We start from the raw sequence: 13,796 nt of genomic DNA on the forward strand, positions 1-13,796 counted from the left end.
GTACGGCGACGGCCCGCCGCCTGCGGGGGTGCAGGCGGCGGGCCGCGGTGTCCGTGCGCGGTGGGCCGGGCCGGGCGGCCCGGTCGGCCCGGTCGGCCCGCTCAGATCACAGCTTTCTTCAGACGCCGGCGCTCGCGCTCGGAGAGGCCGCCCCAGATGCCGAACCGCTCGTCCTTCGAGAGGGCGTACTCCAGGCACTCGGACCGGACTTCACAGGCGAGACAGACCTTCTTGGCCTCGCGGGTCGATCCACCCTTCTCGGGAAAGAAGGACTCGGGGTCGGTCTGGGCGCACAGCGCGCGCTCCTGCCAGCCGAGCTCTTCGTCCGCGTCCTCGACCAGCAGTTGCTGGAACAGCTCGGTCATGTGCGCCCCTCGTCTGTCTCTTGCGTCCCGTGATGCGGCCGTTACCGAATCGGCCGAACGACACGGGTGAAATTACAAGCGTGTAGCTCTGGCTGGTCAAGCCCGGATCTGCTATTGGCCTCGGTATTCACCCTGCGGCACCAACCGTATGCGTTAAGTGTTCAAATCACCAAAAACCTGACATATGCCATGGGCTCTACCGCGTCCGCACCCGCCATGGAGACAAACCGCCGCGGGCTCGCACACGTTTCGATTCGATCACCGAAGCGACCAAGATCACATTCGGGTCACGGCGTCGCGCCCATGTTTGGCGGCACGACTGCTGCGCCACCTGTCCCCGGTGAGGGCCGCTAAAACCTTTCTCCGATCGGAGTAACCGGATGAGGTGAAACATTGCCGCCAAACCGGGCATTGGGTTGACACCGGGCGGCTCTCCGGTTCTCCTTGATGCCATGCCAGTGACCTCAGCGACGTACGCGACCCGCGCCCGTGGGTTCCGCAGCGCTGTCCAGGCTCGCTGTCGCTGTTCCAGCTGTCCCAGCTGTTGATGCCGCCGACGCCGTCGTAGCCCATCCGCTCCGGCCCGGCACCGCTCGTCCGCCCCCGCTCCCGGGGCCCACCGCACACGGCCTCCCGGCCGCGGTTCCCGGACCCCGCGACGAGCCCTCGCACCGCCCGCCGCACTCGCACCCTGCCGAGGAATCACGCTCCATGAACAGCAGCGACAGCGACCTCCAGATCGCCGGCGACCTCCTGGAGGTCCAGCACCTTCTCCGCCCCGCACCCGAACACCCCGCCACCGTCGCGGAGTTCGTCGGCCTCACCCGTAGCATCGCCGCCGACCGCGACCGGTGGGCGCCGCTCGTCCGGTACGACGCCACCACCCGCTGGTACCACCGCCTGCGCGTAGGACCCGGCTACGAGGTCTGGCTGCTGAGCTGGGTGCCCGACCAGGGCAGCGGGCTGCACGACCACGGGCCGTCCTCCGGTGTCCTGACCGTGCTCGACGGTGAGCTGACCGAGCGCACAGAGCGGGGGAAGCGGTCGCTCGGCGCGGGCGCCCAGCGCGTCTTCGCGCCCGGCTACGTCCACGAGGTCGTCAACGACTCCCTGGAACCGGCCGTCAGCCTGCACGTGTATTACCCGGGCCTCACCGACATGCCGATGCACGCGGCGCAGTGCGCCCCGGCGGCCGCGACGGCCTGACAGTCCCACCCGTCGCCCGCCACCACCCCCACAAGGACCAGGCTTCGCCTGACAGTCCCACCCGCCGCCCACCACCACCCCCACAAGGATCAGGCTTCGCCTGACAGACTGGTTGCATGCGCATTGTGGTTCTGGCCGGCGGTATCGGTGGTGCTCGTTTCCTGCGGGGTCTCAAGGAGGCCGCGCCCGACGCGGACATCACGGTCATCGGCAACACCGGTGACGACATCCATCTGTTCGGGCTCAAGGTCTGCCCCGACCTCGACACCGTGATGTACACCCTCGGCGGTGGCATCAACGAGGAGCAGGGCTGGGGCCGCACCGACGAGACGTTCCACGTCAAGGAGGAGCTCGCCGCCTACGGCGTGGGCCCCGAGTGGTTCGGGCTCGGCGACCGCGATTTCGCGACGCACATCGTCCGTACGCAGATGCTCGGCGCGGGCTACCCGCTCTCCGCCGTCACCGAAGCGCTCTGCGCCCGCTGGAAGCCGGGCGTCCGGCTGCTCCCGATGACCGACGACCGCGTCGAGACGCACGTGGCGATCGAGGAGGCCGGCGAGAGCCGGGCGGTGCACTTCCAGGAGTACTGGGTGAAGCTGCGGGCCGCCGTGCCGGCGCGGGCCGTCGTGCCCGTCGGCGCGGAGCAGGCGAAGCCGGCGCCCGGTGTCCTGGAGGCCATCGCCGAGGCCGACGTCATCCTCTTCCCGCCGTCCAACCCGGTCGTCTCCGTCGGGACGATCCTCGCCGTGCCCGGCATCCGCGAGGCCATCGCCGAGGCCGGCGTGCCGGTCGTCGGCCTCTCCCCCATCGTCGGTGACGCGCCGGTGCGCGGGATGGCCGACAAGGTCCTCGCGGCGGTGGGCGTCGAGGCCACCGCCGCCGCCGTCGCCGAGCACTACGGCTCCGGGCTGCTCGACGGCTGGCTGGTCGACACCGTGGACGCGGCGGCGGTCGGGCGGGTGGAGTCCGCGGGCATCCGCTGCCGGTCCGTACCGCTGATGATGACCGACGTCGCCGCCACCGCCGAGATGGCGCGGCAGGCGCTCGCCCTCGCCGGGGAGGTCCGCGCGTGAGCTCGGCCGACGCCCCCTCCTACCGGGTGTGGGCCCTGCCCGGGATGCCCGAGGTGCAGCCCGGGGACGACCTCGCGAAGCTGATCGCGGCCACCGGGCCGGGGCTCGTCGACGGTGACGTCCTGCTCGTCACCTCGAAGATCGTCTCCAAGGCGGAGGGCCGGATCGTGCGGGCCCCCGACCGGGAGGCGGCGATCGACGCCGAGACGGTACGGGTGGTGGCGCGGCGCGGCCCGCTGCGGATCGTGGAGAACCGGCAGGGCCTGGTCATGGCGGCGGCCGGTGTCGACGCGTCGAACACCCCCGCCGGAACGGTCCTGCTGCTCCCGGAGGACCCCGACGCCTCGGCCCGGGCGATCCGGGAGGGGCTGCGGGCGGCGCTCGGCGTCGACGTCGGCGTCCTCGTCACGGACACCTTCGGGCGGCCCTGGCGCAACGGGCTGACCGATGTCGCCATCGGGGCGGCGGGAGTCCGGGTGCTGGACGACCTGCGGGGCGGGCGGGACGCGCACGGCAATCCGCTGAGCGCGACCGTGATCGCCACCGCCGACGAGCTGGCCGCCGCCGGTGACCTGGTCAAGGGCAAGACGGACGGGCTGCCCGTCGCCGTGGTGCGCGGGCTCGGGCACGTCGTGGACGCGGACGAGCAGGACGCCCGCGCGTTGGTGCGGGTCGCGGCCGACGACATGTTCCGGCTGGGGACCTCCGAGGCGGTCCGGGAGGCGGTGACGCAGCGGCGTACGGTGCGCGAGTTCACGGACGAGCCGGTGGACGCGGGGGCGGTGCGGCGTGCGGTCGCCGCCGCCGTGACCGCGCCGGCGCCGCACCACACGACGCCGTGGCGGTTCGTCCTGCTGGAGTCCCCGGAGTCGCGGACCCGGCTGCTCGACGCGATGCGGGATGCGTGGATCGCGGATCTGCGGCGCGACGGCAAGAGCGAGGAGTCGGTCGCCAAGCGGGTGCGGCGGGGCGACGTGCTGCGCCGGGCGCCGTATCTGGTGGTGCCGTGCATGGTCATGGACGGCTCGCACACCTACGGGGACGAGCGGCGGGACGGCGCGGAGCGCGAGATGTTCGTGGTCGCCGCCGGGGCCGGCATCCAGAACTTCCTGGTGGCGCTGGCCGGGGAGCGGCTGGGGTCGGCGTGGGTGTCCTCGACGATGTTCTGCCGGGATGTGGTGCGGGACGTTCTGGGCCTGCCGGAGTCCTGGGACCCGCTGGGGGCGGTGGCCGTGGGGCACGCGGTGGCGGCGCCCGCGCCGCGGGGCGGTCGGGACGCGGAGGACTTCCTCGTGGTGCGTTGAGCTGACGCGGCGCGGTGGGGTTTCGGGGCTCTGCCCCGGACCCCGGTCCTCAATCGCCGGACGGGCTTGATTTTGGCCCGGCCCGATGCTCGTCTGCGGGCTTGGTTCTGGCCCGGCCCCGTGTTCGTCTGCGGGCTTGGTTCTGGCCCGGCCCCGTGCTCGTCTGCGCGCTTGGTTCTGGCCCGGCCCCGTGCTCGTCTGCGCGCTTGGCTTTGGCCCGGCCCGATGCTCGTCTGCGGGTTTGATGTGGCTGGGGCCTCGTCCTCAATCGCCGGACGGGCTTGGTTTCACCGCCAGGCGGGCTGACTTCACAGCCGCGCGATGTCCCTCGGCTGGAAGCGCGGCGCCCTTCGCGGCGGCGTCGCGCCCGAGAGCAGGATGAGGCGGGTCGCCCGGTGCCGTTGGCCCTCGTACGGGGTCAGCAGGGTCAGCATCTCCTCGTCGTCCGCGTGGCGGTTGCCCGCCAGGGCGTGGCCGACGATGCCGGGGAGGTGGTAGTCGCCCACCGTCACGGCGTCCGGCGCGCCGTTCGAGCGTTGCAGGGTCTCCGCCGCCGTCCAGGGGCCGATGCCCGGGACCGCCTGGAGGCGGGTCAGCGCGTCGGGGAGGTCCATGGCAGCCGCCTCCTCCATGCGGCGGGCCACCCGGACCGTGCGCAGGATCGTCGCCGAGCGCTTGCTGTCGACGCCCGCGCGGTGCCAGTCCCAGGACGGGATCAGCGACCAGGTGCGGGCGTCCGGCATGACATAGAGGCCGTACTCCTGCGGGCCGGGCGCGGGCTCGCCGTACTGGCGCACCAGGAGGCGCCAGGCGCGGTACGCCTCGTCCGTCGTGACCTTCTGCTCCAGGACCGACGGGATCAGCGACTCCAGGACCAGGCCCGTGCGCAGCAGCCGCAGTCCGGGGCGGCGGTGGTGGGTCTGGGCGAGGAGGCGGTGGCGCGGGGTGAAGGCCGACGGGTCGTCGCCCGCGCCGAGCAGCGTGGGCAGCTGGTCCAGCAGCCAGGGCGCGCCGGGCCCCCAGGCGGACGCCTCGATCCGGCCGTCGCGGGCGACGACGTGCAGCGTGCCGGGGCCCTCGGGGGTGCGGCTGGCCCGGCGCACGGAGCCGTCGGCGACCATCCGGAACGTGGGGTCGGCGGGGCCCCGGCGCAGCGGGCCGAGGACGAGCCTCAGGTCGAGCGGGCCCGGCGGCGTCCAGACACGGGTCTGCGCCGCCGGTACGGGCGTGGCCGCCGCCTGGTGCGGGACGGGCGCGCGCCGGGCGTTGCGGGGAGCGAATCGTCCTGCCACGGATGAGGTCCTCGGTCGTCGGGGCTGCCTGTCGAGGGTACGGCGATTTTCGGCCACCCGGTCCCCGTACGGGCCGGAGTCGCCGGGTCGCTCACTCGTCCGAGGAGAACCGCACCGAGGCGTCCGGCAGGCGCGCCCCGCACCAGATGCGGACGCCGTCGCGGAGCTCGTTGTCGGCACCCACCTCCGCGCCGTCGCCGACGACCGCGCCGGCCAGCACCGTACGGCCGCCGATCCTGGCGCGCTCGCCGACCAGGGAGTCCGTGATCACCGCGCCGGGTTCGACGACCGCGCCGGCGAGCACGGTGGAGCCGTCGATCCGGGTGCCCGCGCCGATCACCGCGCCGTCGCCGATGACCGTACCGCCGGAGAGCTTGGCGTCGGAGGCGACCGAGGCGCTCGGCAGGACGAGGCTGTCGCCGCAGCGGCCCGGCACGGCCGGGGAGGGCGCGCGGCCGAGCACCAGGTCGGCGGAGCCCCTGATGAACGCCTGCGGGGTGCCGAGATCCAGCCAGTACGTGGAGTCGACCATGCCCTGGAGGTGGGCGCCGTCGGCGAGGAGGCCGGGGAAGGTCTCGCGCTCGACGGAGACGGGCCGGCCGGCCGGGATGGTGTCGATGACCGAGCGGCGGAAGATGTACGCGCCGGCGTTGATCTGGTCGGTGACGATCTCCTCGGGCGTCTGCGGCTTCTCCAGGAAGGCGGTGACGCGGCCGGTGCCGTCGGTCGGCACGAGGCCGAAGGCGCGCGGGTCCTCGACCCGGGTCAGATGGAGGGAGACGTCGGCGCCGGAGTCGGCGTGCGAGGTGACCAGGGCCCGGATGTCGAGCCCGGTGAGGATGTCGCCGTTGAAGATGAGGACCGGTTCGTCCGGGCCCGAGGCGAGGCGGTGGGCGACGTTGCGGATGGCGCCGCCGGTGCCGAGCGGTTCGCGCTCGGTGACGTACTCGATGTGCAGGCCGAGCGAGGAGCCGTCGCCGAAGTACGGCTCGAAGACCTCGGCCAGGTACGAGGTGGCGAGGACGATGTGCTCGACTCCGGCGGCCCGGGCACGCGCCAGCTGGTGCGTGAGGAAGGGGACGCCCGCCGCCGGAACCATGGGCTTGGGCGTGTGCACCGTGAGGGGGCGCAGCCGGGTTCCCTTGCCGCCGACCAGGAGGATCGCTTCTTTTGCCTCTGTCACAGCACTGTCTTCGCTTCCTGCTGGGGCCGGGCGTATTACGGCTGGCCAGTGTATGCAGCCGCAGGGGCCGCCATCCGACGGCGGGGCTCAACGGCCTTGCGGGGACGACGGCGTTCCGACGGTCCCCGGTTCTTTGTAGAGACGCGCTCCCCGGCATTCGGTTGCGCGTCCGACGAGCGGGTGTGCTCGGCTGTCGCCGGGCCCGTCGCCGGCCGGCCCGGCCGCGTACGCTTCCGCCCATGAACGCCAGCGACCGCACCCCCGCCGACCTGCTGCGTTCCGCGCTCGCCGCGGACCCGGCCCGCCCCCTGGTCACCTTCTACGACGACGCCACCGGAGAGCGCGTCGAACTGTCGGTGGCCACCTTCGCCAACTGGGTGGCCAAGACGGCCAATCTGCTCCAGGGCGATCTGGCCGCCGAGCCCGGCGACCGGCTCGCACTGCTGCTGCCCGCGCACTGGCAGTCCGCGGTCTGGCTGCTGGCGTGCGCCTCGGTCGGCGTGGTCGCCGAGGTGGGGGGCGACCCGGCCGCCGCCGACCTGGTCGTCTCCGGTCCGGACACGCTGGACGCGGCGCGCGCCTGCCGGGGCGAGCGGATCGCCCTGGCGCTGCGCCCGTTGGGCGGCCGGTTCCCGCAGGCGCCCGAGGGCTTCGCGGACTACGCGGTGGAGGTGCCGGGGCAGGGTGACCGGTTCGCGCCGTTCGCCCCGGTGGACCCGGACGCTCCGGCGCTGACGGTGGGCGGGGTCGCGTTCACGGCGGCGGAACTGGTGGCGCGGGGGCGCGAGGACGGTGCGGCGCTGGGCCTGGGCGCCGGTTCACGGCTGCTGTCGGGGCGTCCGTACGACACCTGGGACGGGCTCAGCGCCGGGCTCTACGCGCCGCTGGCGACCGGGGGTTCGGTGGTCCTGTGCCGCCACCTCGACCGGGTGGGCGCGGAGGCGCTGGCGCAGCGGGTGGAGAGCGAGCGGGTCACGCTGACGGTGTGACAGCACCCGGGACCGGTATGACAAGAGGCACGAGAGGGGCACCCGTCCGGCCCATCGTGGGCCGAGTCCCCCGTGTCGGCGATCGACTCCGGTACATGATCTGCCGTACAGACCAGCCGAGGCACAACCAAGCGTGAGGTTCAGCCGTCTACTTCTGCGACCGGCGGCCCAGCGCGCCGCCGAACGTGAAGGATGGACGCAGACGTGACCGATAGCGCCGGCACCCCGGGCGACCCCGAAAAAGAGGGAACGCCCGGCGCGGCGGCCGCCCCCGGCGGTGAGACCCGCAGCGGGTCCGGCAGCGGTCCGGGGCCCGCCCCGGAGGAGCCACCGCAGGACGGGGGCGGGGGTCTCGACATCACCGTGCGGCGCAAGCGCCACTGGCTGCGCTGGACCGCGCTCGGCGCCTCGTTCGTCGTGCTCGTCGCGGCGGGCGTCGGCTGGTGGCTGTACAAGAAGCTGGACGGCAACATCCGGACGGACACCTCGGCGGCGGCCGAGCTGAAGGCGTACGAGAAGGAGCGGCCGGTCTCCGTCGTGCACGACGCGGAGAACATCCTGCTGATCGGCTCGGACAGCCGGGCCGGCGACAACCGCGAGTACGGCCGTGACGACGGCGGCAGCCAGCGCTCGGACACGACGATCCTGCTGCACCTGGCGGCGGACCGGAAGAGCGCGACCGCGATGTCGATTCCGCGCGACCTGATGGTGGACATCCCGGCCTGCCACAAGGCCGACAAGACCGCCACCAGGGCGCAGTTCGCGCAGTTCAACTGGGCCTTCGAGATGGGCGGGACGGCCTGCACGATCCGGACCGTCGAGAAGATGACGGGCATCCGCATCGACCACCACATGGTCATCGACTTCAACGGCTTCAAGGACATGGTCGACGCGGTGGACGGGGTGGAGGTCTGCCTCAAGGAGCCGGTCGACGACAAGGACGCCCACCTCAAGCTCGACGCGGGCCGCCAGAAGCTCAACGGGGAGCAGGCGCTCGGCTACGTCCGCGCCCGGAAGTCGCTCGGCAACGGGAGCGACACCGACCGCATGGACCGCCAGCAGCAGTTCCTGGGGGCGCTCGTCAACAAGGTGCAGAGCAACGGCGTCCTGCTCAACCCGACGCGGCTCTACCCGGTGCTGGACGCGGCCACCAAGGCGCTGACCACCGACCCCGGCCTGGACAGCCTCAAGGACCTCTACGACCTGGTCCGGGGCATGCGTGACGTGCCCACCGACAAGGTGCAGTTCCTGACGGTGCCCCGGCAGCCGTACCACCTCAATAGGAACCGGGACGAACTGGTGCAGCCCGACGCGGACAAGCTGTTCAAGCGGCTGCGCGACGACAAGCCGGTCGCGGTGGTGCCCGCCGACAAGCTCAAGAGTGACGACAAGAACCCTGGCCCGGCCGATGCGTCGGGGCCGTCGCCCACACCTACGTATTCGGGGAACAATGCCGCGACCGACCTGTGCAAGCGGTAAAGCAATGGCCAAACAGACACCACCATTCCGCGCGCAATGGGAAGAATGCCCGGTTGTAAGGGCCGTGGAATGTGTCACGCGCGTCGCTGGACGCCGAATGAGACGGATAGTGTGACGCGATCCGGTGCTACCGGCCGTCCGGCCGCGCACTTCTGGAGAGAAAGACTGAGCGCCTTTTCGGGGGAGGCGCCTCGCGTGGCACCGACGGAGGACTCGAGCAACCGTGGATGCGCAAAGCCGTGGGCGGGCGGAAGACATGGATGATCCCGCAGACCAGTGGGTTCTCAACCCGGACACCGGCGATTACGAACTGCGACTGAACCACTCCGGAGGGAACACCCCCCGGTCATCGGTCCCTCCGGCCCAGCGCGGGCCGTCGAGCCCTCCGCGCCGCACTCCCGCGGGCGACTCCCCGAGGCGCGCCACCGAGGTGCCGCGCCAGGGCGGGCGGCGGTCGGCGAACGGCACGCGCGGCCAGCAGCGCCCCGCACCCGGTGACGCCGGCCCGGGGCGCCGTAAGCGCAAGGCCCCCAAGTCGCGCAAGAAGAAGGCGCTGCTGTGGACGGGCGGCGTGATGGCGTTCGTGCTCGTGGGTGTCTCGGCCGGCGGCTACTGGCTGTACCAGCGCCTCAACGGCAACATCAACACCGTGGACATCGGCGACGCCGGCAACAAGGACGTCGTCACCGCCAACGCCCCGATCAACATATTGATCATCGGTACGGACAAACGGACCGGTAAGGGCAACGAGGGCTACGGCGACAAGGGCAGCGTCGGCCACGCGGACACGAACATCCTGTTCCACGTCTCCGAGGACCGCACCAACGCCACGGCGATGAGCATCCCGCGCGACCTCATCACCGACATCCCGGACTGCACCTCCGTGCAGGAGGACGGCTCCAAGAAGAACATCCCGGGCGTCCAGCACGTCCGGTTCAACCGGAGCCTCGGCGAGGCCGGCCGCGACCCCGGCTGCACGATGAAGACGGTCACGGAGCTGACCGGGGTGAAGATCGACCACTTCATGATGGTCGACTTCAACGCGGTGAAGACCCTGTCCACGGCGGTCGGCGGCGTCAACATCTGCCTCGACCACGCCATCAACGACCCCAAGTCCCACCTCGATCTGCCCGCGGGCCCGAACAAGGTCCAGGGCGAGGACGCGCTGGCGTTCGTACGGACGCGGCACGCCTACTCCAACGAGAGCGACCTCGACCGGATCAAGGGCCAGCAGCAGTTCATGGGCTCGATGATCAAGCAGGCCAAGTCGGACGACACGCTGACCAGCCCGACGAAGCTGTTCAAGGTGGCTGACGCGGCGACCAAGGCCCTGACCGTCGACAAGGCCATCGGCGACGTGAAGAAGCTCAGCACGCTCGCCAAGGAGATCACCAAGACGGACACGAAGAACATCACGTTCGTCACCATGCCGGTGATCGACAACCCCGACGAGCCCAAGCCCGTCACGGTCGTCCCGCACCCGACGCAGGCGGAGCAGCTGTTCTCGATGCTGCGCGACGACACCTCGCTCACCGAGGTGGCCGCGCAGAAGAAGAAGGCCAAGAGCAAGCAGGACGCGCTCCTCAAGGGAACCAAGGCCGCACCGGCCGACGTCCGGGTCGATGTGTACAACGGTGGCGAGGTCGGCGGCGGCGCCCAGCAGACCGTCAACTGGCTGCAGAACACCAAGGGCGTCCTGAAGTCCACGAACAAGGCCAACGCGCCCGAGAAGATCGCCAAGACGACGCTGGAGTACGCCCCGAACCAGGCGGACCAGGCCCGTGCCCTCGCCGCGATGATGGGGCTTCCCAGCTCCGCGATGAAGCCGGGCACCACCGACGCCGAGGGGCTGCAGGCGATGGTGCTGACGCTGGGGAAGGACTTCCAGGCGGCCGGTACGCCGATCACGGCGCCGAAGAAGATCGACATTCCGAAGTCCAGCGCCGAATCCGCGGGGTGCTCCAAGTGACACCGCGGCACCGCGCCGTACGAGTCTGAGCAGCAGGGGGGTCCTGGTGGGACGGAGCAGCACGCCTGAGGAGGGGACGCGGTCGCGGACGCACTCCCGCCGGAGAGGCGGGGACGAGGGCGTCCGCGACCGGGACGGCGCGCACCCCGTGGACGCCGGGCCGGGCGAGGCGGGTGGCGGCCGGGCGGGCCACCGGCGTGCCAAACCGCGTAAGCGGGCTGCGAAGAAGTCCCGAAGACGCCGTGTGTTCCGGTGGATAGCGATATCCATGGCGGTGCTGATACTGGGCACCGCCACCGCCGGATACCTCTATTACCGCCACCTCAACAACAACATCCGCAGCAGCGCCCGCAGCGGCGGCGAGAGCGGTGTGAAGAAGGCCGCGCCGAACGCCGAGGGCCAGAGCCCGCTCAACATCCTGCTGATCGGCTCGGACAGCAGGAACAGCGCGGAGAACGTGAAGCTCGGCGGCAGCAAGGACACGGTCGGGGACAAGCCCCGGGCCGACGTCCAGATGCTGCTGCACATCTCCGCGGACCGGAAGAACTCCTCGCTGGTCAGCATCCCGCGCGACACGATCCTCCCGATCCCCGAGTGCACGGACTCGGAGACCGGCCAGGAGTACCCCGCGACGGACAACAGGCCGATCAACGAGTCCCTCCAGCGCGGTGGCCCCGGCTGCACGCTGACCACCTGGGAGAAGCTGACCGGCGTCTACATCGACCACTGGATCATGCTCGACTTCGCGGGCGTGGTGGCCATGGCGGACGCGATCGGCGGTGTGGAGGTCTGCGTGAAGACGGGCGTGTGGGACAAGCCCACGCGGCTCGTGCCCGGCGGCTCCGGTCTCAAGCTGCCGAAGGGGAAGAACACGGTGCAGGGCGAGGACGCGCTCAAGTGGCTGCGTACCCGGCACGCGTTCGGCAACGACCAGAACCGGGCCAAGGCGCAGCACATGTACATGAACTCCATGCTGCGCACGCTGAAGAAGCAGAACCTGTGGTCGGACGCGGGCCGGCTGATGAACCTCGCGGAGACGGCCACCAAGGCCCTCCAGGTCTCCGACGAGATCCGTTCGGTCAAGAAGCTGTTCGATCTGGCGATGCAGCTCAAGGGCGTACCGATCAACCGCATCACCATGACGACGATGCCGACGGCCGAGTGGTCGCAGGACCGGAACAAGCTCGTCCCCGTCGAGAAGTCCGCGGACGCCCTGTGGCGGCTGGTCCGCGAGGACGTCGCGTTCGACAAGAACGGCAAGGAGAAGAAGAAGCCCTCGTCCGACAAGCCCTCCGGGCCCCCCGCGGCGGACCCCGCGACGCTGGGCGTCTCGGTGCTCAACGGCACGGGCGTCGGCCAGGCCCCCAGGGACGGGCGGGCCGGCGAGGTCGCCGACATCCTGCACGGCAAGGGCTTCGCCGAGGCGGAGACCTCGCAGCCGGCCGAGCCGAGCAAGGACACGGTGGTGCGGTACGCGAAGGAGGACGGGGACCAGGGCAAGTCGGACGCCCTGTCCGTCGCCAAGGCACTGGGCCTCCCGACCACGGCGGTCAAGGCCGACCCGAAGGCCGGCGGGCTGACCGTGGTGGTCGGTGCGGACTGGCGCGAGGGGACCGTCTACAAGGCCCCGAAGGTCGAGGCGGGTGATCTTCCGGAAGGCGCGGACGACCTCAACGCGGCGGACGAGGGTCAGTGCATGGACATCTACTCCGTCTACCGGTGGGACGGAAAGAGCTGACAGGCGGTACGCGAGAGGGGGCGCCCGGTCCGGCCGGGCGCCCCCTCTCGCTGTCCGCGCAGGTCAGGCCACCGGCGCGCCCGGCTCGGCGATCGCCGGGCGGCGGCTCGCGATGACCTTCCTCGCCAGCGAGCGCGGGCTTGTCAGGAAGCCGTAGCCCCAGGACATGTGCATGGTCGCCAGCGCGACCGGGATCTGCGCGCGGGCCTTCAGCGACAGGCCCTTGCCCGCCGGGAGGGAGCCCGCGACGATCGCCGCGACGTACCCGCCGGGGACGACCAGCGCCCACGGGGTGACCGCGGCGCCCACCACGAGGCCGGCCGCGATGGCGACGACGGCGGTCGGGGGCGCCAGGTAGCGCAGGTTGATGGAGCCGGCGTGGTAGCGGGCGACGACATGGCGCCAGCGGCCGTAGTCCTTGTACTGCTTGGCGAGCGCCCGGACGGAGGGGCGGGGGCGGTACTGGACGCGCAGCTCGGGCGAGAACCAGATCAGGCCGCCGGACTCGCGGATGCGGAAGTTCAGCTCCCAGTCCTGCGCGCGGATGAACTCGACGTTGTACCCGTCGGCCTTCTCCAGCGCCTCCCGGCGGAAGACGCCCAGGTAGACGGTCTCGGCGGGGCCGGCCTGGCCGCCGGTGTGGAAGGCCGCGTTGCCGACGCCGATCTTCGAGGTCATGGCCGCCGCGACGGCGTCCTCCCAGGCGTTCTCGCCCTCGGCGTGCATGATGCCGCCGACGTTCTGCGCGCCCGTCTCCTCCAGGAGGCGGACGGCGGTCGCGATGTAGTTCGGCGAGAGCATCCCGTGGCCGTCGACGCGGACGACTATCGGATGGCTGGACGCCTTGATCGCGGCGTTGAGGGCGGCGGGGGTGCGGCCGGTCGGGTTCGGCACGGTGTGGACGCGGGGGTCCTCCGCGACCAGTTCGGCGGCGATCTCGTCCGTACGGTCCGTGGAGGGGCCGAGCGCGATCACGACCTCCATCTCGCCCGCGTACTCCTGCTCCAGGATGTGGCGTACGGAGTTACGGAGATGGCGCTCCTCGTTGAGCACCGGCATGATCACGGAGACGGCGGGAGGCTGCGCGGCAGACATGTGGTCCTCGGGTGGTCCTCGGGGGCGCCGGGGGCTCGTACCCCACCAGGCGGTATTCGGCCGCCACGTTACCGCGAATGGGGGACGGCGGCGCGCGCCGCCG

11 protein-coding genes are annotated in these 13,796 nt (G+C 71.6%); 7 read left to right on the forward strand and 4 right to left on the reverse strand.

All coding sequences use genetic code 11. The features are described from left to right. Positions 1-101: 101 nt before the first annotated feature. On the reverse strand, positions 102-365 hold the full coding sequence (locus ACFUJY_RS23355; protein ID WP_383302784.1) for a WhiB family transcriptional regulator: 264 nt from the start codon (positions 363-365) through the stop codon (positions 102-104). Positions 366-1,076: 711 nt separating this feature from the next. On the opposite strand from ACFUJY_RS23355, the gene ACFUJY_RS23360 reads away from it, so the two are divergent. The 3 genes from ACFUJY_RS23360 to ACFUJY_RS23370 all read left to right on the forward strand — a co-directional run bounded on the left by ACFUJY_RS23360 (position 1,077) and on the right by ACFUJY_RS23370 (position 3,948). Further along, the gene (locus ACFUJY_RS23360; protein ID WP_383302787.1) at positions 1,077-1,571 is read left to right on the forward strand and encodes a cysteine dioxygenase; all 495 of its coding nucleotides are present in this window, start codon (positions 1,077-1,079) and stop codon (positions 1,569-1,571) included. A 116-nt stretch (positions 1,572-1,687) separates the two neighbouring features. Beyond that, positions 1,688-2,644 (forward strand): 2-phospho-L-lactate transferase, encoded by a 957-nt coding sequence (cofD, locus tag ACFUJY_RS23365; protein WP_383302789.1) that lies wholly within the window; start codon positions 1,688-1,690, stop codon positions 2,642-2,644. Further along, positions 2,641-3,948: a coenzyme F420-0:L-glutamate ligase gene (locus tag ACFUJY_RS23370; RefSeq protein WP_383302792.1), complete on the forward strand. Its 1,308-nt coding sequence runs from the start codon at positions 2,641-2,643 to the stop codon at positions 3,946-3,948. Before cofD ends, ACFUJY_RS23370 begins: the two co-directional genes overlap by 4 nt. 308 nt (positions 3,949-4,256) lie before the next feature. On the opposite strand, the gene ACFUJY_RS23375 is transcribed toward ACFUJY_RS23370, so the two are convergent. Both ACFUJY_RS23375 and ACFUJY_RS23380 read right to left on the reverse strand, forming a co-directional pair. Continuing rightward, positions 4,257-5,240: a DNA-3-methyladenine glycosylase family protein gene (locus ACFUJY_RS23375; RefSeq protein WP_383302795.1), complete on the reverse strand. Its 984-nt coding sequence runs from the start codon at positions 5,238-5,240 to the stop codon at positions 4,257-4,259. Positions 5,241-5,331: 91 nt separating this feature from the next. Beyond that, entirely contained in the window at positions 5,332-6,423 is a 1,092-nt protein-coding gene (locus ACFUJY_RS23380; RefSeq protein WP_383302797.1) for a sugar phosphate nucleotidyltransferase, read from the reverse strand. Between the two features lie 239 nt (positions 6,424-6,662). Between ACFUJY_RS23380 and ACFUJY_RS23385 the strand changes: the two genes are divergently transcribed. The 4 genes from ACFUJY_RS23385 to ACFUJY_RS23400 all read left to right on the forward strand — a co-directional run bounded on the left by ACFUJY_RS23385 (position 6,663) and on the right by ACFUJY_RS23400 (position 12,598). Then, entirely contained in the window at positions 6,663-7,412 is a 750-nt protein-coding gene (locus ACFUJY_RS23385) for a TIGR03089 family protein (protein ID WP_383302799.1), read from the forward strand. A gap of 204 nt (positions 7,413-7,616) precedes the next feature. Beyond that, the gene (locus ACFUJY_RS23390; protein WP_383302802.1) at positions 7,617-8,891 is read left to right on the forward strand and encodes an LCP family protein; all 1,275 of its coding nucleotides are present in this window, start codon (positions 7,617-7,619) and stop codon (positions 8,889-8,891) included. Between the two features lie 256 nt (positions 8,892-9,147). Further along, positions 9,148-10,860: an LCP family protein gene (locus ACFUJY_RS23395; RefSeq protein WP_383302804.1), complete on the forward strand. Its 1,713-nt coding sequence runs from the start codon at positions 9,148-9,150 to the stop codon at positions 10,858-10,860. Positions 10,861-11,128: 268 nt separating this feature from the next. Next, positions 11,129-12,598 carry an LCP family protein gene (locus ACFUJY_RS23400; protein WP_383302807.1) on the forward strand — a complete coding sequence of 490 codons (1,470 nt, stop codon included), beginning with the start codon at positions 11,129-11,131 and terminating at the stop codon, positions 12,596-12,598. 63 nt (positions 12,599-12,661) lie between these two features. Here the strand turns inward: ACFUJY_RS23400 and ACFUJY_RS23405 are convergent, their stop codons facing one another. Beyond that, positions 12,662-13,693 (reverse strand): glycosyltransferase family 2 protein, encoded by a 1,032-nt coding sequence (locus ACFUJY_RS23405; RefSeq protein ID WP_383302808.1) that lies wholly within the window; start codon positions 13,691-13,693, stop codon positions 12,662-12,664. Between the last annotated feature and the right edge of the window lie 103 nt (positions 13,694-13,796).

The organism is Streptomyces sp. NPDC057249, assembly GCF_042669245.1.
In the GTDB taxonomy this organism is placed as follows: Bacteria; Actinomycetota; Actinomycetes; order Streptomycetales; family Streptomycetaceae; genus Streptomyces.

Bases quoted from the DNA above. Each gene is read 5' to 3' on its own strand.
- ACFUJY_RS23355 (WP_383302784.1), bottom strand. From the start codon at position 365: ATGACCGAGCTGTTCCAGCAACTGCTGGTCGAGGACGCGGACGAAGAG.
- ACFUJY_RS23360 (WP_383302787.1), top strand. From the start codon at position 1,077: ATGAACAGCAGCGACAGCGACCTCCAGATCGCCGGCGACCTCCTGGAG.
- cofD (WP_383302789.1), top strand. From the start codon at position 1,688: ATGCGCATTGTGGTTCTGGCCGGCGGTATCGGTGGTGCTCGTTTCCTG.
- ACFUJY_RS23385 (WP_383302799.1), top strand. From the start codon at position 6,663: ATGAACGCCAGCGACCGCACCCCCGCCGACCTGCTGCGTTCCGCGCTC.
- ACFUJY_RS23395 (WP_383302804.1), top strand. From the start codon at position 9,148: ATGGATGATCCCGCAGACCAGTGGGTTCTCAACCCGGACACCGGCGAT.
- ACFUJY_RS23400 (WP_383302807.1), top strand. From the start codon at position 11,129: ATGGCGGTGCTGATACTGGGCACCGCCACCGCCGGATACCTCTATTAC.
- ACFUJY_RS23405 (WP_383302808.1), bottom strand. From the start codon at position 13,693: ATGTCTGCCGCGCAGCCTCCCGCCGTCTCCGTGATCATGCCGGTGCTC.